The sequence below is a fragment of the Natronomonas sp. EA1 genome, from assembly GCF_051195035.1.
In the GTDB taxonomy this organism is placed as follows: Archaea; Halobacteriota; Halobacteria; order Halobacteriales; family Haloarculaceae; genus JBNTJV01.
On the sequence record NZ_JBNTJV010000001.1, the window covers coordinates 583,866 to 606,353 of the forward strand.

Below are 22,488 nucleotides of genomic sequence, written 5' to 3' on the forward strand. Positions count from 1 at the left end.
TCGCACGTCGCCTACAGATACGAATGAGCACGACGAGCACGACCGAACTCGACGCGACGGCGCGGGACGCGTTCCTCGGGACGGGCGGGACCGGTGTCATCGCGTTCGCGGGTGCGGCCGGTGCGCCCCCTCACTCGCTGCCGGTCTCCTACGGCTACGACGCGACCGCGGAGACGTTCTACTTCCGGCTCGCCCTCGGCAGCGACCACGAGAAGGCGCCCCTCGTCGAGCGCCCCGTCTCGTTCGTCGTCTACGGCACGGGCGAGGACGGGTGGCGGAGCGTCATCGCGACGGGCCACCTCGAACCGACGACGGACGAGGCCATCGCGACGGAGACGCTCGCGGGGCTCGAACGCGTGGACATCCCGTTCGTCGAGATGTTCGGGGAACCGCCCCGCGACCTCGAGTTCGGGTTCTTCCGGCTCGTCCCCGAGTCGCTGACGGCGCAGACGGAGTCGGCGGCCCCCCTCTGAACCGTCTCCGAGCCGTCTCCGAGCCGTCTCCGAACCCGGAGAGCGGAACACCAAAGGCCGGCTGGGTGGTCCATCTGGGTAATAATGCCCCCGCAGAACCGACCCGCCTCCCCCGCGCCCGACCGGCAGTGGTGGAAGGAGGCGGTCGTCTATCAGGTGTATCCCCGCAGTTTCAACGACAGCGACGGTGACGGGGTGGGTGACCTCCCCGGCATCACCGAGAAGGTCGGGTATCTGGACGAACTCGGCGTCGATGTGGTGTGGCTCTGTCCCGTCTACGAGTCGCCACAGGCCGACAACGGCTACGACATCGCCGACTATCGGACCATCGCCTCGGAGTTCGGGACGATGACCGACTGGGAAGCGCTCCTACAGGAGCTCCACGCCCACGACATGAAACTCCTCATGGACCTCGTGGTCAACCACACCTCCGACGAGCACGAGTGGTTCCAGAACTCTCGAGAACGGGTCAGCGGCTACGAGAACTACTACCACTGGCACGACGGCGACGTGGACGAGGAGGGGAACCCCGTCCCCCCGAACAACTGGGGGTCGTTCATGGGTGGCTCCGCGTGGTCCTACGACGAGACGCGGGGGCAGTGGTATCTCCACCTCTTCGATGAGAAACAGCCGGACCTGAACTGGGGCAATCCAGCCGTCCGCGACGAGGTCGTCTCGCTCGTCGAGTGGTGGCTGGAGAAGGGGATCGACGGCTTCCGACTGGACGCCATCAACCTCCTCTCGAAGCCGGAGGGGTATCCGGACAGCACGGACGAGCGGCGCCCCCGTGGGCTCGACCAGTTCATGAACGGGCCGCGCATCCACGAGTACCTCCGGGAGCTCTACGATCGGACGTTCGCCCACTACGACGTGATGACCGTCGCGGAGATGAGCGAGGTGTCCGTCGACCTCGCGGACGAGTATCTCGGGGAAGACGGCGACGGCATGAACATGATCTTCCACTTCGAGCACATGGACATCGACGCCGGACCACGGGGGCGGTGGGACCCGGAGGGGTGGGGCGACTGGAGCCTCCCCGAGTTCAAACGGATCATGAGCCGCTGGCAGACCGACCTCGACGGCTGGAACGCCCTCTACCTCGGGAACCACGACCAGCCGCGTATCGTCTCCCGGTTCGGCCACGACGGGGCGTACCACCGCGAGAGCGCGACGCTGCTCGCCACGTTCCTGTTGACCACGCGCGGCACCCCCTACATCTACCAGGGGGAGGAGATCGGCATGACGAACGACGCGTTCGACCGGTTCGAGGAGCTGGACGACCCGATGATCCGCGGGGCGGTCGAGGACGCCATCGCCGCGGGCGAGGCGGACTCCTTCGACGACCTTCGAGGCTTCGTGAACTACCAGAGCCGCGACCACGCGCGGACGCCGATGCAGTGGTCCGACGAGCCGCACGGCGGGTTCACCACCCACGAGCCGTGGTTCGCCGTCAACGAGAACTACCCCGAGATCAACGTCGCGGCGGCCCGCGCCGACGCGGCCTCGGTCTGGCACCACTACCGGGAGATCATCGCGCTGCGCCACGAGGAGGGCGCGCTCGTCTACGGCGCGTACGACCTGCTCCTGCCCGACGACGAACAGCTCTACGTCTACACCCGCGAGCTGGGCGAGGAGCGCCTGCTCGTCGTGCTGAACTGGTCGGCCGAGCCGGCCACCGTCGACCTCGCACACGAGCGATTCGCCGACGCGACCGTCGTCATCGGGAACTACGCGGATTCGGAAGGTCCACGCGGGACGTTCCGGCCGTACGAGGCGGTCGTCTACCGGTACTGACCGGGGAGGAGAAGTTCGGCCGGAACGGTCAGTTATTTCATCCGTCCCATCGGGGTGGGAGTATGTTCGTTCTCGTCAACCTCAAGGCGTACCCCTGTGACGCCGTCGACGTCGCCACCGCTGCCGCGAACGTCGCCGACGACCACGGGGCCCGCATCGCCGTCGCACCGCAGGCCGCCCAGCTCGCGCCCGTCGCCGAGACCGGCGTCGAGACGTGGGCCCAGCACGTCTCGCCGAACGACTACGGCTCGCACACCGGTTCGACGCTCGCGGAGGCCGTCGCCGACTACGCGACGGGGACGCTACTCAACCACTCCGAGCGGCGGCTGAAGCTCGCGGACATCGACGCGGGCGTCGAGGCCGCCGAGCGCGCCGGGCTGGAGACCATCGTCTGTGCGAACAACCCCCGGCAGATCGGCGCGGTGAGCGTCCTCGGCCCCGACGCGGTCGCCGTCGAGCCGCCGGAGCTCATCGGCACCGGCACGCCCGTCTCGCAGGCCGATCCCGACATCGTCACCGACGCGGTCGCCGCGGCCGAGGCCGTCGCGCCCCAGGTGGACGTGCTCTGTGGCGCCGGCATCTCCACGGGTGAGGACCTCGACGCGGCTGGCGAGCTGGGTGCGGAAGGTGTGCTACTCGCCTCGGGCGTCGCGAAAGCCGACGACCCGCAGGCCGCCTTAGAAGATCTCGTCTCGGGAATCTAGGGCTCGGGCCAGTCTTCTGCCGATTCTGGCGGTTTCGCCGGGGGAAGCACCTCGACGACGGCCGCGACCGCGGCGTCGAGCGTCTCCGGCTCCAGGCGGTTCTCGTGGGCCTCGTCGATGCGCTCGGTGATGCTGGAGGTGTACTCCCCGCGAGCGACGTGCTGGATGAGCCCCAGTTCGCGGAGGAGCCCGTTGCGCCGGTACGCCTCCGTCCGGGTGGCGTCCCCGCCCGCGACGACGTGGGCGTCCATCGGCGTGGCAGGGCCGTACTCGCGGTAGAAGGCGAGCATCCCCTGCGTGATGGCGTCGAGTTTCACGATCTCCGTGCGGAGTCGCTTCACCAGCGCACGCTGGTCGGGGCTGACCCCGTGGTCCGAGGGGAGCGGGTCGAAGGACGCCGGAGGCTCTTCCGTCCCCTCGTTCTCCGTGCTGTCCTTCCGCCTGTCCTTGATGCGCTTTGCCGCCTCAGCCTGGCGCTCGGCCCCGAAGTCGTCGGCGACGAGCGCGTCCGGGTCGGGCGCCTCCGTCGCGCCGTAGTCCACGCCGGAGCTGGCGTCCGAGGCCGCACTCGTCCCCCCGTCGGCCTGCGCCTCGCTTTCCGCCGACCCGCCGTTCATCGCCGGGGCATCGCGGGCGAAATCGGGTGCATCGAGCGCGTCCGCAGGGAGATGCTCCTCCAGCTGGGACTGATAGCCCGTGATGTCCTCCCGGAACGCCCGCCCCGTCGCGTGGGCCATCATCGCGCGGGAGAACTGCTCCGCCATCCGCGAGAGGTCACGGGCCTCCTCCAGCTCCTCTTCCAGCTCCTCGATGCGCTGTTGTTTGTTCTTCAGCTCCAGCTCGAGCTGCTGGACGCGCGACTCGCGCTGTTCCTGGGACTCGCTGATGGTTTCGAGTTCCCCCATCAGGTCGGCGGAGACGGATTTGAGCTCGGGGCGCTCGAAGTCGTCGAGCCCAGGGGTCGCGCCTGCGTCGAAGGTGCGCTTGCGCTCGAACTGCACGCGCCGGATGTCCTCCGACCAGTCGGTCATCAGGAACGCCTCGCCGTCGTTCATCCCCTCGACCGCCGATTCGTAGTCGCTCCCGAGGATACGGCCGACGACCTTCGTGTCGTTCCCCCACGTCAGCCGGTGCCACGTGAGCCAGTCGCACTGCGTGATGAAGTCCTTCTTCACGTCGGCGGGGCGCTGGCTGATGCCCGTGATGCCCAGCCCGTGTTTCCGGCCGCGCTTGCCGACCTTGATGAGCATGCGGCCACACTCGTCTAAGCCACCGCCTTCGGGAATCCACTCGTGGACCTCCTCGACGAGCATCAGGAAGGGCTGTTTCAGCTTCTTCTCCTTCGCGAAGAGATGCTTGGCGACTTCGGTGAGCAGTTCCTTGGCGTTGCGCTCGTCGAGGAAGGAGGAGACGTCGAGGATGATGGGGACGTTCTGTTCGAGCGCGAGCGTGGCGAGTTTCTCCGCGTGTTCGACGCCGACGCGGAGGTCACACTCCTCGTCGTCGCCGACGTGGAGGATCTCGTACTCCTCTTTCAAGCCGTAGTATTCGCCGTCGATGTCGACGATGAGGAGGCCGTACCCGCCGTCCAGCAGCTTCTCCGCGATGACCGACGCGGTGTTCGACTTGCCCGAACCGCTCTTCCCGGTCACGAAGCCGCGGCCCGTCAGGAGTTCCACGACGGGCAGCTCCACCGCGCGGCCGGCGTGCTCACCCTCGCTTTCCTCCCCAACCCGAATCGTCTCGGAGTCTCCCATTTGGACGCGAGTTCACGCGAGGAAGGGATAAGTCCGCGTCAGACACCTATCAGTTCGCGCGAATGATCCAGTGGGACTCGTCCTGTTTCTCCAGTATCGACGGCTCCCGGAGCTTGGCGATGTAGCCCGTTGGCTGGGCGACGAGTTCGTGGTCGGCATCGACGCGCACGAGGTTGCCGATGACCTGCGCGCGGGGGGGTTTCTGGGCCGCCCCGCAGTCGTAGACGGTGATGAACTCGTTGCCGTCACGGGTCTCGTGGACGATGACGTGCGCGTGCCGGGCGAGCTGCCACCGGTCGTCACCCACGGGGGCGAGTTTGTTCATACCGTCTGTACGCCGAGTCCGGACAAAAGCACTCGCCGGTCACGGCCGTCGCACGTCACGCCGTGCCACCTCGACGGTGACCCCGAGCCCGAACAGCCCCACCAGCACGGGACCGAACGTGTTCGGGTTCCCCCAGTCGAAATGCGAGAACGCGTCGAACTCGTGGTAGGTACCGTTCTTCTTCACCACCTCGGGCGGGACGCCCGACCCGTCCTCGTATCGCTGCGGGGTGCCGGCGATGGCGGCGTCGACCGCCTGTTGCTGCTCGGGGGAGAGTTCCTCGTAGTAGCCGGTCGGGCCGGCGTTGTGGGGGTAGTCGTCGTGTGACTGCTCGTAGACGTACTTGAAGTCCTGGTCCTGCATCGCGAAGAAGCCCACCACGCTACCGAGCACGATGGACATCCCGACGACGAGCAGCAGGAACTGGAGGGTCGAACTGCTCATACTCCGGCCAGTCCGCTGAGTCGGAAAACGTTACCGGACGGTTGGTCCATGGTACCCCGCGACGTACTACTCGAAGTCCTGGAGCGAGGTCTGCCCGCGTGCGGGTCGCGAGGGGAACGAGCGGGGCCGTTCCACCTCGCTTCCCATATCGCCGGTCTCGAACCCCGCGAGCGAGGCTTGCTCCGCGTCGGAAAACGAGAGGTTCGAGACTCTGACGCCGAGTTTGCGGACGCGGACGTCGTCGAACTCCTCCAGCAGGGAGAGCGCCGTCCGCTCCACCAGATCGGGGTTCGCGACGGGGCCGGGCAGCGAGGTCGCGCGGGTGTTCACCTCGAACGGTGGCTCCACGACCTTGATGCCGATGGTGCGGTAGAGCGCGCCCTTCGAGTCGGCGCGTTCCGCGACCTCGCTCGCGAGCCCGCGGACGATGTCGCGTTTCGTCTCCAGTTCCGAGGTGGGCGGGAGCGCCGACTCCGAGGAGAGGCTCTTCGGCTTGCCGACGGGCGTGACCGCGCGGTCGTCCCGGCCCTGCGCGTGGGCGTGAATCTCCTTGCCGCGCTCGCCGAACCGCTTTTTGAGGAGAGACGGGGCGGCCGCCGCGAGCTCCCCCGCCGTCTCGATCCCCTCCTCCGCGAGCGTGGCGGCGGTCTTCGGGCCGACGCCGTGGAGCTCCGAGACGGGAAGCGGGGCGAGAAACGCCTCCACGTCTTCGGGGCGGACGACCGTACAGCCGTCGGGCTTCTCGTAATCCGAGGCCACCTTCGCCGTGGACATGTTCGGCGCGACTCCGACGCTCGCGGTGACGCCGACCTCCTCTGCGATACACTTCTTCAGCGAGTAGGCGAACGCCTCGGCGCCGTCCCACCCGACGCCGGACACGTCCAGATACGCCTCGTCGATGGAGACCTCACGGACGACGCCGTCGGGGTCGGCCGAGGAGACGAGGTCGTGGAGGACGGCCTTCACCTCCCGGGAGACCTCCTTGTAGTAAGCCATGTCGACGGGGCGGTAGAACCCGGCTTCGCTCGGGTCGTTCCCCTCCTTCGCGGCGTCGACCTTCCGCGGGAGCTTCGAGAGGGCCTCCGTGATGGGCATCGCGCTGTCGACGCCGAACTCGCGGGCCTCGTAGGAGGCGGTGGCGACCGCGCCGATGGTCTCGCCCGGCTCGTACCCCATACCGACCACGACCGGCTCTCCCTCGAGCGCGGGCTCGCGCAGGCGCTCGCAAGCGGCGTAAAAGCAGTCCATGTCGACGTGACAGACCACCCGCTCGTCGCGCTCGACACCGGGGAGGCGGCCGCGTGCCATATCCGAGGATACGACGCCCGCCACCTTACCCTTCGGGAACCGGGGCGGAAGTGATAGCGGGGCGCACGCACGAGCGAGGTATATCCGTCGTGTCTACGAACGCTGCGGTGTGAAGCGTCGCCGCTACCTCGCGCTCGCCGGAAGCGGGCTGCTCGCCGGCTGCAGCGCCGGCTACCGAGGTTCGACAGCGGTCCCGCGGGACGAACTGCGACGGGGGGCGCCGCGCGATGGCATCCCCGCGATAACCGACCCGAGGTACGCTGCGAGCTGGGACGGTATCGAGATCACGTTCACGACCCCAGAGGGTCGCACTTCGACGTACGAGCCGCAACTCCATCCGAGTGACCTCGTGGTCGGTGTCGACTACGAAGGGGCCACACGGGCGTACCCGCTGAAAGTGCTCGCGTGGCACGAGGTGGTGAACGCCCCCGACGGGCTACTCGTCTCCTACTGCCCGCTGTGTCGCTCGGGGGTCGTCGCGAAACGGGTCGTCGACGGGTCGCTCGCGACGTTCGGCGTCTCGGGGTTACTCTACCGCGAGAACCTCGTGATGTACGATTCGGTGTCGGACTCGCTGTGGTCACAGCTGCTCGGGAAGGCGATTCGGGGGCCGGCGACGGGAACGGAGCTCTCGCTCGTCCCCGCGTCGCTCACCGACTGGGGAACGTGGCGCGAGCAGCACCCCGACGCCGAAGTGCTTCTCCCTCCACCGCTCTCGGACACCGTCGTGGGCGAGGTGCGGCTGAACTACGGGTTCGACCTGTACGGGCAGCTCTCCCGCGTGGACGACTATCTCGGCGACGAGTCGTACTCGGATACGCGGCTCCCGCGGAAGGCGCTCGTGCTGGGTGTCGCCCACGGCGGTGAGGCGACGGCCTACGCCTTCCTCGACATGCAGTATCAGCCCGTCGTCAACGACACCGTCGGGGGGCTCCCCGTCGTCGTGGTCAACACGGAGACCGGGCTGTTCGCCTACGAACGCGGGCCCCGACGGTTCGAGCTTCGCGACGGGCTGCTCAGCTCCGGCGGTGCCACCTGGACCCCTACGACCGGGGCGCCAGTAGACGCCGACGACCCGCTCTCCCCGGTCGCGGGTGCCACCTCGCTCTACTGGTTCGCCTGGCTCGCCCACTACCCGAACACCGAGGTCTGGTCGCGAGGGTGACCGTGGAGGGGAAAGAGGAATGATACCGTGGCGCATAGAGGCGTGTGCGGCGAGAGCCGTGGATGGGCCCATGCACGCACAAGAACCGGAGACACCGCCGACCGTACAGCTCCACCTCGAGCAGGAGACCGTCGCCCGACTCGACGACCTCAGGGAGGAGGGCGAGAGCTACGATGAACTGCTCAACGAACTCATCAGCATCTACCTCGCGACGGAGCGAGGCATCATCGCGGGCGTTTAGTCGTCCGCCCGCGCGAAGGTGTCGGTATCGACCGAGATGCCTTCCCAGTCGTGGTCGCCGTGGGCGCCCTCCCGCTCCTTGGCGCTCGCGGCCACCCTGATGAACTCCGCGTTCTCGCGTGCCACCGGGATGGTGTGGCCCCCGCAGTAGGAGAGCCCCGAGCGGATGCCAGCACAGAACTCTCCAACCACGTCCGCCAGTGAGCCCTTATACGGAGTGAGCGACTCAACCCCCTCCGCGGCCTCGACGTTGTTCGCCTTGTCCGTGCGCTCCTCGCCGGCCGCCGTGGAGGCCATCCCCCGCGACTGCTTGTATTTGACTCCATCAACCTCGACGACCTGGCTCGGGGCCTCGTCCGTCCCCGCGAACAGCGACCCCATCATCACCGTGTCCGCGCCGGCCATGAGCGCCTTCACCGCGTCACCCGAGGTCCGGATGCCGCCGTCCGCGATGATGGAGACGCCGAGTTCCTCGGCCTTCGTCGCGCAGTCCGAGACGGCCGTGAGCTGCGGGACGCCCGCGCCCGCGACCTTCCGCGTCGTGCAGTGCGACCCGGGGCCGATCCCCACCTTCACCGTGTCCGCGCCCGCGGCGACGAGGTCCGCGACGCCTTCCGGCGTGGCGACGTTCCCCACCACGAGGTCGGTGTCGGGGAACTCCGCCGCGAGCGCCTCCACCGCGTCGATGCAGGCGTCGAGGTGCCCGTGCGCGATGTCCATCATCAACACGTCTACGCCGGCCTCCACGTTCGCCCGCGCCCGGTCGAGATAGTCCTCGTTGATGCCGATGGCCGCCCCGACCTGCTCGCCTGCGGCCTTCACCTCTCGGACCTGCTCCGCCTGCTCCTCGATGGAGAGGAACCGGTGGATCGTCCCGAACCCACCCGCCTCCGAGAGCGCGATGGCCATCGCCGTCTCCGTCACCGTGTCCATCGGCGCGGAGAGAAGCGGATTCGCGAGCTCGACGCTCGGCGTGAGGTTGGTCGTCAGGTCCACGTCACTGCGACTGTCCACCGGCGAGCGCTGCGGAACGAGCAACACGTCCCCGTAACTCAGTCCGGTACGGATGTCATCCATGCCGTTCCTGTTGGAACGGAGGTAGCAGTATAAACCGTCCGGTTTACCCGTCGGACCCACTACAGGGGCAGTTACTCCTCTCCGATGAGCTCGGCCTCAGCCCCCGGCGGCCGGAGCTCCACCGCATGTCGCGTGTGCCGGTGGTGGACCAGCGCCCACCGACGCGCCGGCCGTTCCTCCAGATACGCCTCCCCGCCCGGACACCGTCGGCAGTCGACCCGCCACGGCGTCACGTCGTCGGGAAAATGCCCCGTGTGTCGCTCGTGGTCCAGCGCGAACTGCTCGACCGCGCGGTTCCCGGCCATGAGCTCGTCCAGCTCGAAATCGAGTTCCCACTCGCTGTCGCATCGTGAACACGTCACCGTCGGCACGCCATGCTCGTCTGTCGATTCGTCCATAGCCCGTCTTTCGACGCGAGGCACTTCTATGCTCGTTTCGGCGAGAAGCCGTTTCGAGAGTTCTACCAATACGGAGTTAGCGGTATACTTTCATCTAGGTGCAATGAGCGATGCTCGAGGTTGGTCGCCGGGGAGTGACGGCCCCCGCCGTGCGCGATGGCCGACACTCCTCCTCGTCGTGCTCGTCTGCAGCCTCGCGCTCGTCCCGCTTGTGAGCGCCCACGCGGAACTCATCGCGAGTGACCCGTCCGAGGGGGAGCGACTGACCGACTCACCCGCGGAGGTCCGCCTCGAATTCAGCAGTCGCGTCGAGAACGCGAACGTACGGGTCGTCGCCGACGACGGGACTCGCGTCGACGCCGGCCCTGCCAGGATAAACCGACAGGAGAACGGCCGCTTCGTCACCGTCCCGCTCGAAACCCTGGAGCGGGGGTCCTATCAGGTCCGGTGGAGGGTGCAAGCGGCTGACGGCCACACCACCAGCGACTCGTTCACGTTCGTCATCAGGGAGGCGACGCCGTCGCCCACGCCGACAGCGACCCCGACCGTAACCCCGACCCCGGCCGGCCAATCGACTCAAACGCCGACCCCGGCCGGCTCATCGACGCCGATTCCGACCGCAGCCCCGACAGCGACCCAGACGCAAACGCCGACGCCGACGTTTCCGGTCGTCGAACAGGACCCGCCGTCGCGCGACGCGGTTCTCTCGGGTGGCGCGGGCGGGTTCGCGGAAGTGAACCCCGTGGAGGCACTCGCCCGCGGGCTGTTGTTCACCTCGGTCCTGCTCCTCGTCGGCCTGCCACTCGCCCTGGTCGTCGTTGTCCGGCCGGTACTCGACCGGTCCGATCCGGTCGAGCGGCGCACGCGTATACTCGTCGCTGGTGCCGCCGGAACGCTCCTGTTCGCGGCGCTTCTCCTCGCGGCGATCAGGCTGACGGACATCGCTTCCCAGGTCTCGATAGCCGGCGTCCAGCAGTTCGTGGAGTCATCGCTGGGGCTGTATGCCGTCGTGCAGGTCGCCGCAGCCGCCACCGTTCTCGCCGTAACCCTCGCTGCCGGTCGCACTGGGCGACCGTTCGGCCCCCGACAACTCGGTGGCGTCTCGATAGCCGGCGTGCTCGCCCTCTCCACGATCAGCTTGTCGAGCCACTCGGCGTCGTCGGTCGGGGCCACCGCCACGCTCGTCGATATCACCCACCTCCTCGCGGTCGCCGTCTGGACTGGCGGCGTCGCCGCATTCGCGGTGGGGGTGCCGCCAGCCCTCCTGGACCTCGACCGAGCTGACCGGACGCGAACGGTCGGGCGACTCGTCCAGCGGTTCGGCCCGTTCGCCGTACTGAGCGTCGGCCTCGCAGGGGCCACCGGCCTCCTCCTCGGTGCCTGGCACGTCCCGGCCGCGACCGCGCTGGAGACGACAGCCTACGGGACGGTACTCTCGGTGAAAGTGCTGGTCGTCATCGCCGCGCTCGCCATGGGAGGACTCAATCAGCTCGTCTTCGGCAACCACCTCCCCACCGGCCCCCTGGAGACGGTGGCCGACGGCGGCCGTTCGATGGTCCCGTCCAGACGCACACTCAGTGCGTGGTTCGTCCGAGCCGTTCGTATCGAGTTCGCACTCCTCCTGGTCGTCATGGTTCTCGCGGGAGTGTTGACCGGCATCCCGACGGCCACCCATCAGACGGCGGCCGCTACCGAACCAGTACCGCTCTTCATACAGGAGGGAGACGACCCCGAAGTCCGGATGCGGCTCACCCCCGCTGCGGTCGGGTATAGTGTCACCGACATCACGTTCGTCAGCGACGACGAGCGGCTCACCGCGGACGGCGACGTGACCATCCGCATGCGCCACGCCGATATCGGACTCCATCGACGCCAGATCGCGGAACGACAGGACGACGGCAGCTACTCGGCGGTCGTACAGTTCCCCACGGACGGCCGGTGGATCGTCACCGTGACAGGCACGGTCGACGGCCAGCACGTCGAGGAGCAGTTCACCCCGTTCATCTCCGCGGCTGGTGCCGGTCACGACCACGGTTCGGAGAGCGACGAGGGGTTCGGGACACGTCTCCGATGGGGGGCAGTGATTACCGGCCTCGGCTCCGTCGTCGTGAGTGCTGGTCTGTTCCTCCGGCGGGTCCGCGACTGAACGGTCGAACTCCGCTACCGACAGAGTTCACTCCTCGGGTGAGTGGCTACTGAGAATCTTCACCAGAGAATAAAAGCCCGCAGAGCGAGAGATGTCCGGCACACAGGTCGTCCGCGAGCTAATCGTGAAACACGGGTAACGGTTTTGGTCACCCGTATACGACGTATACACATGGGGACGAAGACCGTTCGGTTAGACGAGCAGGTGTACGAGCGGATTCGGCAACAGAAGCGCCCGGATGAAACGTTTTCGGAGGCCATCGACCGGCTACTCGGTGGGTCATCGTTGGCTGAGCTCGGCGACATCTTCGACGATTCACAGGTCGAAGAGATGCGCGAAGCGATCGAGAAAGCAGACGAGGCGGACGCCGAGGAAGTAGCGGATGTACGAGAGCGATTCGATGATCGCTGATACCGATTTTCTGATTGCGCTGTCCGGTCGAGACGCGGACGCACACGCAAAGCTGGCCGCGCTGGAGGAGGAAGGCGTCCCGATTAAGATTCCCGCGATGGCGATGCTGGAGTTCTACATCGGTGTCGGTGCGGTGGCGACACCCGACCAGGAGAAAGACGCTCGGAGAGTGCTCTCACAGCATCCGTTCGTACCGATGGACGCGGAGATCGCGATGCGAGCAGGACGACGGATCAGAGAGCTGGACGCGAAGCAATTCAAAAAAGGAGAGGCTGCTATCGGCGCGACAGCCGAGGTAGAAGGGGAGAAAGTCCTCACACGGAACGTCGAGGACTTCGAGAAGATGGGGTTCGAAGTCGAGAGTTGGTGAGCAACGGGATTTGAACCACAGTCGGAGCAAAGCTCCTCCCTGATTCGAATCTCTGAGCCCGCGAAGAGATCTGAGCATCGAGCAACGCGAAGCGTTGCGAGTACGTTCAAATCCCTCCGCCGACAGATTTCACTTCTCGCGTGAGTGTGCAGAGTCATCGTCCGGGATTTGAACCACGGTCGCTCGCGTTGCTCGCTCCCTGATTCAAATCCCTCCGCCGACAGATGTCACTCCTCGCGTGAGTGCTCGGAGTGAAAGTATGGGGACGGAGGGATTATGAACCCCCTCCCCCGAGACAGAGGCCATACCGCCGAAATATGGCCGTCTCGTGGGAACCGCACCGCAAGTGCTGATGTCTTGGTGGTGCGCCGGAGAACTCCACGCCGTCTTGTGGGTCAATAACCAACGATGGTTCCGAATATCACCCCCGAACAAGCCGTAGAGGACTTTCTCATCGAGCGCCGCGAGGAAGTCAGTCGAGCAAGCCACCGCAACTACAAGTACGCCCTCAAGGAGCTGATACACTTCTGTGACGACAAGGGGATCGAGTACATCAACGATCTCGACCCGTACCACCTGAAGCAGTACAAGATTCGTCGTCGAAAGAGTGGCATCAAGGAGGTGACGCTGAAGAACAACCTCTCAACGCTTCGGGTCTTCCTTCGTTGGTGTGCCCAAGCCGGACTCCTTCCCGCAGGGATGGACGAGATGGTTCAGCTCCCATCTCTGAGTTCGGACCAGCGCTCGAATGACGATATGCTGACGCTGGACGAAGTTGAGGACATACTCGACTACTTCTACAAGTACGAGTACGCCAGCCGGCGGCACACGATCTTCCAACTGATGTGGCACTCGTGCTTGCGGATTGGAACGGTCATCTCGTTGGACGTGGAGGACTACAAGCCGAATAAGAATCTCCTCCAGATTCGACACCGACCCGAGACAGACTCCCCGCTGAAGAACGGTGAAGATGCGGAGCGCGTGGTCAACCTCGGAGACGAGATCATCGACGTGCTGAGCGACTACATTCAGGGACGCCGTGAACCGCGAACCGACGAGTACGGTCGTGAGCCATTGTTCACGACATCGTATGGCCGAGTCACCCACACGACCATTCGGAAGAACGTCTACGCGATGACGCGCCCGTGTGTCTATCGCAATACCTGTCCGCATAATCGACTCATCGAGGACTGCGAAGCCGCCCAGAAGAAGACTCAATCATCGAAGTGCCCCTCTACGATGAGTTCACATCCAGTACGTCGAGCCGCCATCACCTACCATCTCAATCGAAACTGGCCGAAGCAGAAGGTTAGCGAACGGGCGAACGTCAGTATCGACGTGCTGGAGGAACACTACGATGGGCGGTCAGAAGGGGAGCGGGCGATGACACGGAGGCAGTATCTGGATAATCTGTAACCTAATACTCTGGCTCCATTGGGACCCTCATTAGTTGACAGAATCACCGTGCGAGATACAGAGGATGTATTCAGCAGAGCATTGATCCGGAGAACTCCTTATGAACGTTTGCATCCACCTACAGTTATCAACAGCAATTATTCTTTGTCTCCTTACTCCTCACTGTCCATTTCGGTCTTTGCGCCTGAATAAAATCGAATTTGGCTTGATAGCGCATTGAGAGAGTTTACGGTATTCACCGAAAGTGGGTCAGGAATGGTTGCAGATATGGTAATTAAAAACCAGAAAAGGCCGTTATCAAGGGTAATGATGTCTGAGTCAACGTCAATATCTAACTCAGATTCAATCTCTTCTAAGATCTCTGGCGGTAATTCCGGCATATTGTCTGGCCCAAACATCCGTGAACTGGGCACAAAATGTTCAGAGAGAGGTATGCTACGGTTGAGTAGAAGAACATCGTTATCCACCAGCAAGATCATATGCCAATGGGAATGATTAGATATGAGAATATCCTCTAATGTGTCGTCAGCTATAGATTCTCTATCATATACCAAACATTGCAGTGGTTCAGAGATAGTATAATCACCCCCGATCATCGGTCCGAACCTATTATCAATTGACTCTGAGATCTGTGAAACTGATTTCAGTTTATCAAAATCTTTCTCCAGTGCTTGTTTTGTTAGCTGGCTTTTGACCTCACAAATGAACGCAACTGCTTCAAACGGTACCCACCGAAGTTCCCCGTTGCCGTCTCCTGTTTTGAATATTATTCGGGGTTTCGCCTGTGAGAAAGATGCGACCAAATCAATTTCATCATCGCCCTTTACGAAGTCAAATACGTCAAAGCTTATGAGATTCTTATCAATAACTGCAACCTTTGTATTTATATCGTATACGCCGCCAAAATACGAAGTTAGGAAATCAGAGAGTGTCTGTTCGTAGGCGTCCCCCTTGCTATTGGCGTAGATCTCACGTAACTCCTCCCAATCACGACTCAATTGTTGTTGAATCTGTTTAAACAGCCACTGGCCCTGATTATCTGCCATATTAGACATTAATGATGAGTCCACTTAACGATAGAGCCGACATCTACGCAAAGTGGGATTTAAAAAAGGCTCTCGCTGGTAAGTTTGGTTCTGAATTCACGCTGTCTATTCAGTACGGTCTCAAGATAGTAACAGCAATTGAAGATTCAAACAGGGCCGGAGGTAGATGGTCAGAATTCTTGGCCTCTGGGCCGGATGGTTTACGAAAATTTCCGTTCATCGAGCAGGGGCCACTACCGCCGAGCATCATTCGACCAAACCGCAAGAAGACTCGAGATCTCATTCGATGAGGGGTTCAAATCCTACCGTATCCTCAAACCGCTATTATACGCATAGAGGCGCTGTATGGCCATTTCTAAGCGGTTAAAATCAAAGTGGGGACGGAGGGATTTGAACCCCCGATCGTCTGATATCTCCGGTGTGCGCCTCGGAACTCCAGAGGGTCGTCAACGCGAACCGATGATCAGTCGGTCGCTCGGTATATCAGCTGGAGTTTCGTCCCGGGCGCGTAGCCTCTGGAGTCAGACGCCATGCCTGGCTTGGCCACGTCCCCTCGCCCCGACGTATGGCGATTACCACTAAAGGGGTTTCGATTCCGACGGTTGATGACGGGCCGGCACCATCCCCGTACATGGTCCGGGTGACGGTCCACGACGGCACCGAAACGACGACCCTCGACGTTCCCGCGGGGACGAACCTCCGGGCGGCGCTGCTCGATGCCGACATCGACCCCTACGGGACCGTCTCGGGGGCGCTCAACTGCGGGGGCCGGGGGCTCTGTGGCACCTGTGGCGTGCGCATCGACGAGGAGTCGGCGCCGGCCCACTGGCACGACCGGGCGGCAGAGCGGTGGGGCTACCCTCGGCTCTCGTGTACCATCGAAGTGACGCAGCCGCTCACCGTGCGGCTCGTGGACGGGAAAATCATGTGGGGTCAGCTGCTGCCCGATTAGCGGTCGTCGTCGGCCCAGTCGCAGTCCTGGCACTTGTAGCCCGTGACGAACTCCGTGACGGTGGGCATGTATCCGACCGCGACGACGTTGCCGCCGCAGTCGGGGCACTCGCGGTCGGCGTCGGTGATGTTCTCTGCGTCCATCACCGGCTCACCCTCGATGAGCTCTGCGAGCGTCTTCGGCGTCACCATCCGCCCCTGCACGACGCGGTTCTCGGCCATGGGTGTGGGGTCGAGACGGGAGGGGTAAGGTCTGTCGGGTTCGGTCGAGTTCCGGCGAGCTACGCGAGGGCCGCGGCGACGTGGTCGGCGCACTTCAACGCGAGCGCGGCGATGGTGAGCGTCGGGTTCATCGCACCACCGGTGGGAAACACCGAGGAGGAGGCGATCGAGAGGTTCGACACGTCGTGGGTCCGCATGCGGGCGTCGACGACCCCCGAATTCGGATTCGAGCTCATCCGGGTGGTCCCCATGTGGTGGTAGGCGGGGCCGGTGTTGTCGGGCCCGACGGTCCAGTCGATGGAGGCTCCAAGCTCCTCGAGGACGGCGTGCTGGATCTCGTTGGCCCGTGCGAGCGTCCGTTTCGTCTGCTCGGGGATGGACCACCGGAGGTCGGGGACGGGGTTGCCGTGGTCGTCGGTCCGCGATGTGTCGAGGGTCACTCTGTTCTCGGCTTTGCCGGGCATCCCGACCAGCGCCCCCATGGCGATGTGCGTGCCGTAGCTGTCGCGGAGCTCCGAGAGCAGCGAGTCACCCCAGTCGTCGGCCGCCATGGCCTGCTCGACCGGGGAGGGACCGGCGTAGTTGAGGAACTCGAGCTTGACGGGCTGGAACGCCCCATCCGCGGGCGGGATATCGCCGTCGGTTCCCTCGCTGCCGATGCCGGGGTCGTCGTAGAACTGGTGTGACTCCGTGGTGATGAACCCGATGTGGTTCTGTCGCGTTCGCCGGTCGAGCCGCCCGCCCGCGCCGGCGAAGAGGTGGTCCGTGAAGTACCGCCCCACGGCCCCCGAGGAGTTCGCGAGGCCGTCGGGGTGCGCGTCGTTCGCAGACAGCAGGAGCAAGCGGGGGATCTCGATACCCCCAGCGGCGAGGACGAACTGCTCGGCCTCGACTGCGTGCTCCGCGCCGTCCTTCGCGTACACCGCGCGGGTGACGCGCCCGCCGTCCTCGTCCGTCTCCAGCCGCTGAACGGGGGCTTCGGCGACCACGTCGACACCCTTCGCCTCCGCGTCGGCGATGGTGAAATCGGCCGAGTACTTCGCGCCGGAGGGGCAGACCGGCTTGCACGTACCGTAGCCGACACACGGCGACCGGCCGTCGTACCCCTCGGAGTTCCGGGCGTTGCCGACCGAGTGGGTGGTGATGCCGAGACGTTCACACGCGTCGGCGAAGATGGAGTCCGAGTAGGAGGGCGGGAACGCCGGCATCGGGTACGGCTCCGAGCGCGGCGGTTCGAAGGGGTTGTCGGACGCGCCGGCCACGCCGAGGGCTCGCTCGGCCTCGCCGTAGTACGGCTCGATATCGTCGTACGAGAGGGGCCACGCCCGGCCGTGGGTCCCGTCGAAATCCGACTCGTGGAGCCGCATCACCATCCCCTGCCAGTGGAGCGTCGACCCGCCGACACCCTTCACCCGGGCCACGTTCAGCGGGTAGTAGAGCTCTCCCGTGGTGGAGAAGGCGTCGCGGTCCCCACCCATATCCCAGACCTCGGGGTCGGCGTGTGCGGGGCGGATGCTCCGTTTCTGCCGTTCGGGGCGCTCATCGAAGTCGAACCGCGGCCCCGCCTCGAGCACGAGCACGTCGTGGCCCGCGTCGGCGAGCCGGTTCGCGACGAGCGCGCCCGCCGGCCCCGCCCCGACGATGACGGCGTCCCTCATCGCTCTCCCTCCGCTCCCGCTTGCTCCTCATCGTCCGGGCCTTCCCGATACGACTGCGTCCCGCCGGGGTACCCCTGCGGGTTCTCGATGCCGACCAGTTTTCCCCCCGTGGGCGAGGCGTACAGCGCGTAGAGCAGTTCGTTGACGACGAAATAGCGGACCCGGCCCGCGGCCGTTCCATCCGGGTCCTCGTCGGCCTCGTTCACGTCCATCTCTCTGAGGAGCCGGTCACGCGTCTCCCCGTCGAGCGTCTTGAACGCACCCCCGTACCACGCCGTGGCGTGGTCGTCGAGGACGGCCACCACGTCGAACACCTCGTCGGCGAACAGGGTCTCCGAGTCCAGTTGCCCTGTCACGTACGTCTCGACGAACGCGGGGATCCCCTCCACCGGGCTCGGGTAGACGACCTCCGCGACCGCGACGAACGTCTCGACGAGATGGGTTCGCGAGGGAGCGATCGCCTCAGATGGAGCCTCCTCGATGTCGGCCTCCTCGCTGGCGTTCCGGACGACTGCCGCGGTCCCGCTGGCTCCCACGATACCGGCACCCGCGAGCGCCGCGAGCGCGTCCCGTCGCGTCAGTTGCACACGTCGAGATTAGGTGAGCCTAAACTTAGGGATTGTCCTTCGCCGGTGGGCTCGATGCAGGAGGGGAGACCGCCCGAGGGGATCTGGGTCAGGGGATCGAGACGGTGTGCCGGAGCGTCCCGACACCCTCGATCTCGACCTCGACCTCGTCGCCGTCCGAGAGGGGGCCGACGCCCGCGGGCGTCCCCGTGGAGATGACGTCACCGGGTTCGAGCGTCATGTACGCCGTGATCTCGGCGATGAGCTCGGGGATGGAGAAGATGAAGTGGTCACGCGAGGAGGACTGCTTCGTCTCCCCGTTGAGCCGGAGTTCGATGCTCGCGTCCGACGGGACCTCCTCGGGCGTGGCGATGACCGGGCCGATGGGCGCGCTGTTGTCGAACGCCTTCCCCCGGACCCAGTTCTGCTCTCTCCGCTGGTCGTCGCGGTTCGAGATGTCGTTCACGCAGGTGTACCCCGCGATCACCTCCTCGGCCTCCGCCTCGGAGACGTTCCGGCAGCGCTCCGCGATGACCACGCCCAGCTCGGCCTCGTGGTCGATGCGCTCCTTCCCGGGAAGCAGTTCCACGTCCTGGTTGTGCGCCGCCACGGTGTTCGGCGGTTTCAAGAACAGCAGGGGACGCTCGGGGATGTCGCTCCCCATCTCCTCGGCGTGGTCCGCGTAGTTGCGCCCGATACAGACGATCTTCGAGGGCTCACACGGCGGGAGGAGCTCCACCTCGTCGGCCGCGAAGGACTCGGATTCGAGGGTGATTCGCGCGCCGTGGGTCGGGTGGGCGGTGATCTCGGCGCCGTCATCGCCGGTCCACTCGCCTCGTCGGACGCGGCCACCGGGGTCTCGAAAGCGTACGTGTCGCATACCCACACCACCGACCGGGGTGAAAAAGGGTTTTCCGTTCGATTGTGACGACGGGAACGCTCTTTACTCCCGCGTGTGGCCTCCCCCCATGGACGCACCAGAGTTCGATGTCGCAGGACGGAACGTGCTCGTCACCGGCGCCTCGCAGGGTATCGGTGAGGCCATCGCCAAGACCTTCGCCGCCGCGGGCGCCTCGGTCGCCATCTGTTCGCGGTCGATGGACCGCGTCGGCCCGGTCGCAGAGGAGATCGAAGCCGAGGGGGGGACCGCCTTCGCCACCGAGTGCGACGTGCGCGAGCGCGATGACGTGGAGGCGTTCTTCGCCGCCGCGGCGGAGGAGTTGGGCGGGCTCGACATCGTCGTCAACAACGCCGGCGGGGAGTTCGTCGCCCCGTTCGAGGACATCTCGGAGAACGGCTGGGACGCCGTCGTCGACCTCAATCTGGGTGGGACCTACCGCTGTGCACAGGTCGCCGGCGAGTACCTGAGGGGGGAGGGTGGCACCATCATCAACATAGCGTCGGTGAACGGCCAGCACCCTGCCCCGGGTGAGTCACACTACGGCGCGGCCAAGGCCGCCATCATCCGGCTCACCGAGACGCTCGCCGTGGAGTGGGCCGACGACGAGGTCCGGGTGAACTGCATCGCCCCCGGGCTGGTCCAGACCCCGGGCGTCGCGGAGACGCTCGGCATCGACGAGGAAGCCATGCCGCCGCGCGAACAGACGATGCGCCGCATCGGCCACCCCGAGGAGATCGCCGACCTCGCGGTGTTCCTCGCTTCCCCTGCGGCCTCGTTCATCACCGGCGAGACGTACACGGCGAAGGGGGTCCCCCGACCGGGGAACTCGATGAGCCACGACCTGGGGCTGCAGTAATCAGAGCACCTTCCCCATCCGCTTGTGGGGAATCCCCGCATCGAGGAAGGGCTCGTCGTCGCGTACCTCGTACCCCAGAGTCTCGTAAAAACCGATGACGGGGACCTGCGCGTCGAGCACGAGTTCGTCGTACCCCTCCTCGCGCGCGAGCGCCTCGACCTTCGCCATCAGCGCCTCGCCGACACCCGTCCCTCGGTGGGCCCTCCGTACGGCCACGCGCTGGACCTTCCCGACGCCATCGTAGTCGATGAGCCGCGCGGTGCCCACGGGTTCCCCGTCGACCGTCGCGAGGACGTGGGTCGCGGTCTCGTCCTTCTCGTCCAGCTCCAGCTCCTCGGGGACCTCTTGCTCCTCGATGAAGACGGCACGACGGATGGCGAACGCCGCCGCCAACTCGTCGTCGTCCTCGATACGTACGACGTTCATGCCGAGGGGATGGCTCGCCCGGAAAAAACGGTTACCCGACGCGCGTCGGGTGGTTACGCGAACTGCTTCAGGAGTTCGACACCGCGGTCCGTGCGGGCGAACTCCGCGGCCCGCCGCTCCTCCCCACAGTCGGGGCAGACGTACTCCGATTTCGGGTCGGGGAACGGCTTGGTGACCTCCCAATCCTTCGAACACGCGGGACACACGAACTCGACGTACGTCTCCTGCATACCTCCTCGTAGGTCGCCACGACGGAAAAAGACAGGGGCCGGTCGGGAGCCGTCCGGTGATTCTCGTCCTATGAACGCCAGTAGCCCGGCGTCAGGAGCACGAGGACGGGGATGATCTCGATGCGCCCGATCCACATGAGGAAGGTCATGAACAGCTTCGTCGAGTCGGGGAACGGTTCGTAGCTGGCGAACGGTCCGGCGATGCCGAACGCGGGGCCGACGTTGAAGAACGTCGACGCGGCGGCGCTCATGGCCTCGAACTCCGTGACCGTCACCCGGGCGCGTGAGGCGTCGACGACGACGACGATGGTGGCGGTGATGAAGAAGACGAGCGAGACCAGCGTGTAGGCGTAGATGTCACGGATCGTCTCCTCGGAGACGGCCTTCCCGCTCAGCCGGACCGGGCGGATGACCGCGGGGTGGGCGGCGGTGAACAGGTCACGCCGGAACGCCTTCAGGACGACGAGCCAGCGCAGCGTCTTGATGGAGCAGGTCGTCGATCCGGCCATCCCGCCGATGAACATACAGACGAAGAGCAGGTGCTTGGCGCCCGAGGACCAGAGGTTGAAGTCCGTGCTCGCGTAGCCCGTCGTCGTCACGATGGAGACGGTCTGGAACAGCGAGTGACGGGCGATGGACTCGAGGCTCGTGTGCGGGGCGCCATCGAGGGCGATGACGCCCGCGATGCCCAGCGTGAAGAAGCCGAGGATGCCGAGGTAGAACCGGAACTCGTCGCTCTCGCGGAGGCGAGCGAAATCCCCGCCGACGGCGTGGTAGATGAGAACGAAACTGGTCGCACCGACCGCCATGAACGGGATCGTCGCCCACTGGACGGCCGGGGAGAACGCCGCGATGCTCTCCGCACGCGGGGAGAATCCCGCCGTCGAGACCGTCGTGAACGCGTGGGCCACCGCGTCGTAGAGGGTCATGTTCGGGGCGAGTCCGGCCAGATGCAGGCCGTAGAGCACGGCGATCTGGAGCACCGTCAGCGCGAGGTAGATGCGCCCGAGGATGGCGGCGATCTTCGAGATGCGCGGGGAGAGCCGTTTTGCATCGCCCGTTGGGCTCTCCGCCTCCATCAGCTGTGCCCCACCGACGGAGAGCTGTGAGAGGATGGCCGTCGCGAGCACGAGGATACCGATACCGCCGAGCCACTGGAGGACCGCCCGCCACAGCATGACCGCCCGCGAGTGGACCTCGAAATCGAGGATGACCGTCGCGCCCGTCGTCGTGATGCCGCTCATGCTCTCGAAGAGGGCGTTCACGGGGCGGGCGAGCACCCCCTCGCCCGCGAGCACGAACGGCACGGCCCCGACGAGTGCGACGCTCAGCCAGGTGAGCGAGACCATCAGGAACGCTTCGCGGGCCTGGAGGTCGTCACTCTCCGTGAGCCCCTCCAACGCGAGTCCGACGAGTGCCGCCCCGACCATGGGGACGACGAACGGCACCACGTCGGTGCCGTCGTACAGGGCTACGGCGAGGGGGAGCGCGAGCGGGACCGGGAGCCACTTGAGGACCGTTCCGAGCAGGCGAAGGCTGACGCGCCACTCGACGCGCGTCAGCATCGCTCGGTCACCGCGACCCCGTGGGTCCAGCTACCTGCA

Annotated in this window: 25 protein-coding genes and 1 tRNA gene; 11 read left to right on the forward strand and 15 right to left on the reverse strand. The window is 65.4% G+C overall.

What is annotated here, in order from left to right; all coding sequences use genetic code 11:
- The first annotated feature begins 23 nt into the window (after positions 1–23).
- The 3 genes from ACQUQR_RS03205 (at position 24) to tpiA (ending at position 2,971) form a co-directional block, all read left to right on the forward strand.
- The gene (locus ACQUQR_RS03205) at positions 24–473 is read left to right on the forward strand and encodes a pyridoxamine 5'-phosphate oxidase family protein (protein ID WP_435194682.1); all 450 of its coding nucleotides are present in this window, start codon (positions 24–26) and stop codon (positions 471–473) included.
- A gap of 84 nt (positions 474–557) precedes the next feature.
- Positions 558–2,267 carry a glycoside hydrolase family 13 protein gene (locus ACQUQR_RS03210; protein ID WP_435194684.1) on the forward strand — a complete coding sequence of 570 codons (1,710 nt, stop codon included), beginning with the start codon at positions 558–560 and terminating at the stop codon, positions 2,265–2,267.
- 62 nt (positions 2,268–2,329) lie between these two features.
- A complete protein-coding gene (tpiA, locus tag ACQUQR_RS03215; protein WP_435194685.1) occupies positions 2,330–2,971 on the forward strand; it encodes a triose-phosphate isomerase in 642 nt (213 codons plus the stop codon).
- Here the strand turns inward: tpiA and ACQUQR_RS03220 are convergent.
- From ACQUQR_RS03220 to dinB, 4 genes are all read right to left on the reverse strand, one after another.
- Complete coding sequence (locus ACQUQR_RS03220) at positions 2,968–4,728, reverse strand: ATP-binding protein (protein ID WP_435194687.1); 1,761 nt, start codon at positions 4,726–4,728, stop codon at positions 2,968–2,970. The genes tpiA and ACQUQR_RS03220 overlap by 4 nt on opposite strands.
- A gap of 49 nt (positions 4,729–4,777) precedes the next feature.
- Positions 4,778–5,053, reverse strand: a complete 276-nt coding sequence (locus ACQUQR_RS03225) for a hypothetical protein (RefSeq protein ID WP_435194689.1) — start codon at positions 5,051–5,053, stop codon at positions 4,778–4,780.
- Positions 5,054–5,092: 39 nt separating this feature from the next.
- Positions 5,093–5,497, reverse strand: coding sequence for a hypothetical protein (locus tag ACQUQR_RS03230; RefSeq protein WP_435194691.1), 405 nt, complete (start codon positions 5,495–5,497; stop codon positions 5,093–5,095).
- Positions 5,498–5,563: 66 nt separating this feature from the next.
- Positions 5,564–6,805, reverse strand: coding sequence for a DNA polymerase IV (gene dinB, locus ACQUQR_RS03235; protein ID WP_435194692.1), 1,242 nt, complete (start codon positions 6,803–6,805; stop codon positions 5,564–5,566).
- A gap of 109 nt (positions 6,806–6,914) precedes the next feature.
- On the opposite strand from dinB, the gene ACQUQR_RS03240 reads away from it, so the two are divergent.
- Together ACQUQR_RS03240 and ACQUQR_RS03245 are read left to right on the forward strand one after the other, a co-directional pair.
- Positions 6,915–7,970 carry a DUF3179 domain-containing protein gene (locus ACQUQR_RS03240; protein WP_435194694.1) on the forward strand — a complete coding sequence of 352 codons (1,056 nt, stop codon included), beginning with the start codon at positions 6,915–6,917 and terminating at the stop codon, positions 7,968–7,970.
- 70 nt (positions 7,971–8,040) lie between these two features.
- Positions 8,041–8,211, forward strand: coding sequence for a DUF7557 family protein (locus ACQUQR_RS03245; RefSeq protein ID WP_435194695.1), 171 nt, complete (start codon positions 8,041–8,043; stop codon positions 8,209–8,211).
- Here ACQUQR_RS03245 and ACQUQR_RS03250 read toward each other — a convergent pair.
- Positions 8,208–9,287 carry a guanosine monophosphate reductase gene (locus ACQUQR_RS03250; protein ID WP_435194697.1) on the reverse strand — a complete coding sequence of 360 codons (1,080 nt, stop codon included), beginning with the start codon at positions 9,285–9,287 and terminating at the stop codon, positions 8,208–8,210. The genes ACQUQR_RS03245 and ACQUQR_RS03250 overlap by 4 nt on opposite strands.
- Before the next feature lie 71 nt (positions 9,288–9,358).
- On the reverse strand, positions 9,359–9,685 hold the full coding sequence (locus ACQUQR_RS03255) for a hypothetical protein (RefSeq protein WP_435194698.1): 327 nt from the start codon (positions 9,683–9,685) through the stop codon (positions 9,359–9,361).
- A 103-nt stretch (positions 9,686–9,788) separates the two neighbouring features.
- On the opposite strand from ACQUQR_RS03255, the gene ACQUQR_RS03260 reads away from it, so the two are divergent.
- The 4 genes from ACQUQR_RS03260 to ACQUQR_RS03275 all read left to right on the forward strand — a co-directional run bounded on the left by ACQUQR_RS03260 (position 9,789) and on the right by ACQUQR_RS03275 (position 14,028).
- The gene (locus ACQUQR_RS03260) at positions 9,789–11,831 is read left to right on the forward strand and encodes a copper resistance CopC/CopD family protein (RefSeq protein WP_435194699.1); all 2,043 of its coding nucleotides are present in this window, start codon (positions 9,789–9,791) and stop codon (positions 11,829–11,831) included.
- 171 nt (positions 11,832–12,002) lie between these two features.
- The gene (locus ACQUQR_RS03265; protein ID WP_435194700.1) at positions 12,003–12,242 is read left to right on the forward strand and encodes an antitoxin VapB family protein; all 240 of its coding nucleotides are present in this window, start codon (positions 12,003–12,005) and stop codon (positions 12,240–12,242) included.
- Entirely contained in the window at positions 12,214–12,612 is a 399-nt protein-coding gene (locus ACQUQR_RS03270; RefSeq protein WP_435194701.1) for a PIN domain-containing protein, read from the forward strand. Before ACQUQR_RS03265 ends, ACQUQR_RS03270 begins: the two co-directional genes overlap by 29 nt.
- 408 nt (positions 12,613–13,020) lie before the next feature.
- Complete coding sequence (locus tag ACQUQR_RS03275) at positions 13,021–14,028, forward strand: tyrosine-type recombinase/integrase (RefSeq protein WP_435194702.1); 1,008 nt, start codon at positions 13,021–13,023, stop codon at positions 14,026–14,028.
- A 152-nt stretch (positions 14,029–14,180) separates the two neighbouring features.
- Here the strand turns inward: ACQUQR_RS03275 and ACQUQR_RS03280 are convergent, their stop codons facing one another.
- Entirely contained in the window at positions 14,181–15,074 is an 894-nt protein-coding gene (locus ACQUQR_RS03280) for a DUF6602 domain-containing protein (protein WP_435194703.1), read from the reverse strand.
- A 375-nt stretch (positions 15,075–15,449) separates the two neighbouring features.
- Positions 15,450–15,627: transfer RNA gene (locus ACQUQR_RS03285), tRNA-Trp, on the reverse strand.
- Positions 15,628–15,705: 78 nt separating this feature from the next.
- Between ACQUQR_RS03285 and ACQUQR_RS03290 the strand changes: the two genes are divergently transcribed.
- Positions 15,706–16,026 (forward strand): 2Fe-2S iron-sulfur cluster-binding protein, encoded by a 321-nt coding sequence (locus ACQUQR_RS03290; RefSeq protein ID WP_435195500.1) that lies wholly within the window; start codon positions 15,706–15,708, stop codon positions 16,024–16,026.
- Here the strand turns inward: ACQUQR_RS03290 and ACQUQR_RS03295 are convergent.
- From ACQUQR_RS03295 to ACQUQR_RS03310, 4 genes are all read right to left on the reverse strand, one after another.
- Entirely contained in the window at positions 16,023–16,247 is a 225-nt protein-coding gene (locus ACQUQR_RS03295; protein ID WP_435194704.1) for a DUF5795 family protein, read from the reverse strand. The two genes, ACQUQR_RS03290 and ACQUQR_RS03295, sit on opposite strands and share 4 nt — an antisense overlap.
- A 59-nt stretch (positions 16,248–16,306) precedes the next feature.
- Positions 16,307–17,905 carry a GMC family oxidoreductase gene (locus tag ACQUQR_RS03300; protein WP_435194705.1) on the reverse strand — a complete coding sequence of 533 codons (1,599 nt, stop codon included), beginning with the start codon at positions 17,903–17,905 and terminating at the stop codon, positions 16,307–16,309.
- Positions 17,902–18,492, reverse strand: a complete 591-nt coding sequence (locus ACQUQR_RS03305) for a gluconate 2-dehydrogenase subunit 3 family protein (protein WP_435194706.1) — start codon at positions 18,490–18,492, stop codon at positions 17,902–17,904. Before ACQUQR_RS03305 ends, ACQUQR_RS03300 begins: the two co-directional genes overlap by 4 nt.
- Positions 18,493–18,580: 88 nt before the next feature.
- Positions 18,581–19,351 (reverse strand): fumarylacetoacetate hydrolase family protein, encoded by a 771-nt coding sequence (locus ACQUQR_RS03310; protein WP_435194707.1) that lies wholly within the window; start codon positions 19,349–19,351, stop codon positions 18,581–18,583.
- 88 nt (positions 19,352–19,439) lie between these two features.
- Here ACQUQR_RS03310 and ACQUQR_RS03315 point away from each other — a divergent pair, with 88 nt between their 5' ends.
- Positions 19,440–20,228: an SDR family NAD(P)-dependent oxidoreductase gene (locus ACQUQR_RS03315; protein WP_435194709.1), complete on the forward strand. Its 789-nt coding sequence runs from the start codon at positions 19,440–19,442 to the stop codon at positions 20,226–20,228.
- On the opposite strand, the gene ACQUQR_RS03320 is transcribed toward ACQUQR_RS03315, so the two are convergent.
- The 3 genes from ACQUQR_RS03320 to ACQUQR_RS03330 all read right to left on the reverse strand — a co-directional run bounded on the left by ACQUQR_RS03320 (position 20,229) and on the right by ACQUQR_RS03330 (position 22,449).
- Positions 20,229–20,654: a GNAT family N-acetyltransferase gene (locus ACQUQR_RS03320; protein WP_435194710.1), complete on the reverse strand. Its 426-nt coding sequence runs from the start codon at positions 20,652–20,654 to the stop codon at positions 20,229–20,231.
- A 53-nt stretch (positions 20,655–20,707) separates the two neighbouring features.
- Positions 20,708–20,884, reverse strand: a complete 177-nt coding sequence (locus ACQUQR_RS03325) for a hypothetical protein (protein WP_435194711.1) — start codon at positions 20,882–20,884, stop codon at positions 20,708–20,710.
- A 68-nt stretch (positions 20,885–20,952) separates the two neighbouring features.
- Positions 20,953–22,449 (reverse strand): TrkH family potassium uptake protein, encoded by a 1,497-nt coding sequence (locus ACQUQR_RS03330; protein WP_435194712.1) that lies wholly within the window; start codon positions 22,447–22,449, stop codon positions 20,953–20,955.
- Positions 22,450–22,488 lie beyond the last annotated feature (39 nt).

Excerpts from the sequence above, each read along its gene's own strand:
- ACQUQR_RS03205 (WP_435194682.1), top strand. The coding sequence starts at position 24 with ATGAGCACGACGAGCACGACCGAACTCGACGCGACGGCGCGGGACGCG.
- ACQUQR_RS03210 (WP_435194684.1), top strand. The coding sequence starts at position 558 with ATGCCCCCGCAGAACCGACCCGCCTCCCCCGCGCCCGACCGGCAGTGG.
- tpiA (WP_435194685.1), top strand. The coding sequence starts at position 2,330 with ATGTTCGTTCTCGTCAACCTCAAGGCGTACCCCTGTGACGCCGTCGAC.
- ACQUQR_RS03220 (WP_435194687.1), bottom strand. The coding sequence starts at position 4,728 with ATGGGAGACTCCGAGACGATTCGGGTTGGGGAGGAAAGCGAGGGTGAG.
- ACQUQR_RS03225 (WP_435194689.1), bottom strand. The coding sequence starts at position 5,053 with ATGAACAAACTCGCCCCCGTGGGTGACGACCGGTGGCAGCTCGCCCGG.
- ACQUQR_RS03230 (WP_435194691.1), bottom strand. The coding sequence starts at position 5,497 with ATGAGCAGTTCGACCCTCCAGTTCCTGCTGCTCGTCGTCGGGATGTCC.
- dinB (WP_435194692.1), bottom strand. The coding sequence starts at position 6,805 with ATGGCACGCGGCCGCCTCCCCGGTGTCGAGCGCGACGAGCGGGTGGTC.
- ACQUQR_RS03245 (WP_435194695.1), top strand. The coding sequence starts at position 8,041 with ATGCACGCACAAGAACCGGAGACACCGCCGACCGTACAGCTCCACCTC.
- ACQUQR_RS03250 (WP_435194697.1), bottom strand. The coding sequence starts at position 9,287 with ATGGATGACATCCGTACCGGACTGAGTTACGGGGACGTGTTGCTCGTT.
- ACQUQR_RS03255 (WP_435194698.1), bottom strand. The coding sequence starts at position 9,685 with ATGGACGAATCGACAGACGAGCATGGCGTGCCGACGGTGACGTGTTCA.
- ACQUQR_RS03260 (WP_435194699.1), top strand. The coding sequence starts at position 9,789 with ATGAGCGATGCTCGAGGTTGGTCGCCGGGGAGTGACGGCCCCCGCCGT.
- ACQUQR_RS03265 (WP_435194700.1), top strand. The coding sequence starts at position 12,003 with ATGGGGACGAAGACCGTTCGGTTAGACGAGCAGGTGTACGAGCGGATT.
- ACQUQR_RS03270 (WP_435194701.1), top strand. The coding sequence starts at position 12,214 with ATGTACGAGAGCGATTCGATGATCGCTGATACCGATTTTCTGATTGCG.
- ACQUQR_RS03275 (WP_435194702.1), top strand. The coding sequence starts at position 13,021 with ATGGTTCCGAATATCACCCCCGAACAAGCCGTAGAGGACTTTCTCATC.
- ACQUQR_RS03280 (WP_435194703.1), bottom strand. The coding sequence starts at position 15,074 with ATGGCAGATAATCAGGGCCAGTGGCTGTTTAAACAGATTCAACAACAA.
- ACQUQR_RS03290 (WP_435195500.1), top strand. The coding sequence starts at position 15,706 with ATGGTCCGGGTGACGGTCCACGACGGCACCGAAACGACGACCCTCGAC.
- ACQUQR_RS03295 (WP_435194704.1), bottom strand. The coding sequence starts at position 16,247 with ATGGCCGAGAACCGCGTCGTGCAGGGGCGGATGGTGACGCCGAAGACG.
- ACQUQR_RS03300 (WP_435194705.1), bottom strand. The coding sequence starts at position 17,905 with ATGAGGGACGCCGTCATCGTCGGGGCGGGGCCGGCGGGCGCGCTCGTC.
- ACQUQR_RS03310 (WP_435194707.1), bottom strand. The coding sequence starts at position 19,351 with ATGCGACACGTACGCTTTCGAGACCCCGGTGGCCGCGTCCGACGAGGC.
- ACQUQR_RS03315 (WP_435194709.1), top strand. The coding sequence starts at position 19,440 with ATGGACGCACCAGAGTTCGATGTCGCAGGACGGAACGTGCTCGTCACC.
- ACQUQR_RS03320 (WP_435194710.1), bottom strand. The coding sequence starts at position 20,654 with ATGAACGTCGTACGTATCGAGGACGACGACGAGTTGGCGGCGGCGTTC.
- ACQUQR_RS03325 (WP_435194711.1), bottom strand. The coding sequence starts at position 20,884 with ATGCAGGAGACGTACGTCGAGTTCGTGTGTCCCGCGTGTTCGAAGGAT.
- ACQUQR_RS03330 (WP_435194712.1), bottom strand. The coding sequence starts at position 22,449 with ATGCTGACGCGCGTCGAGTGGCGCGTCAGCCTTCGCCTGCTCGGAACG.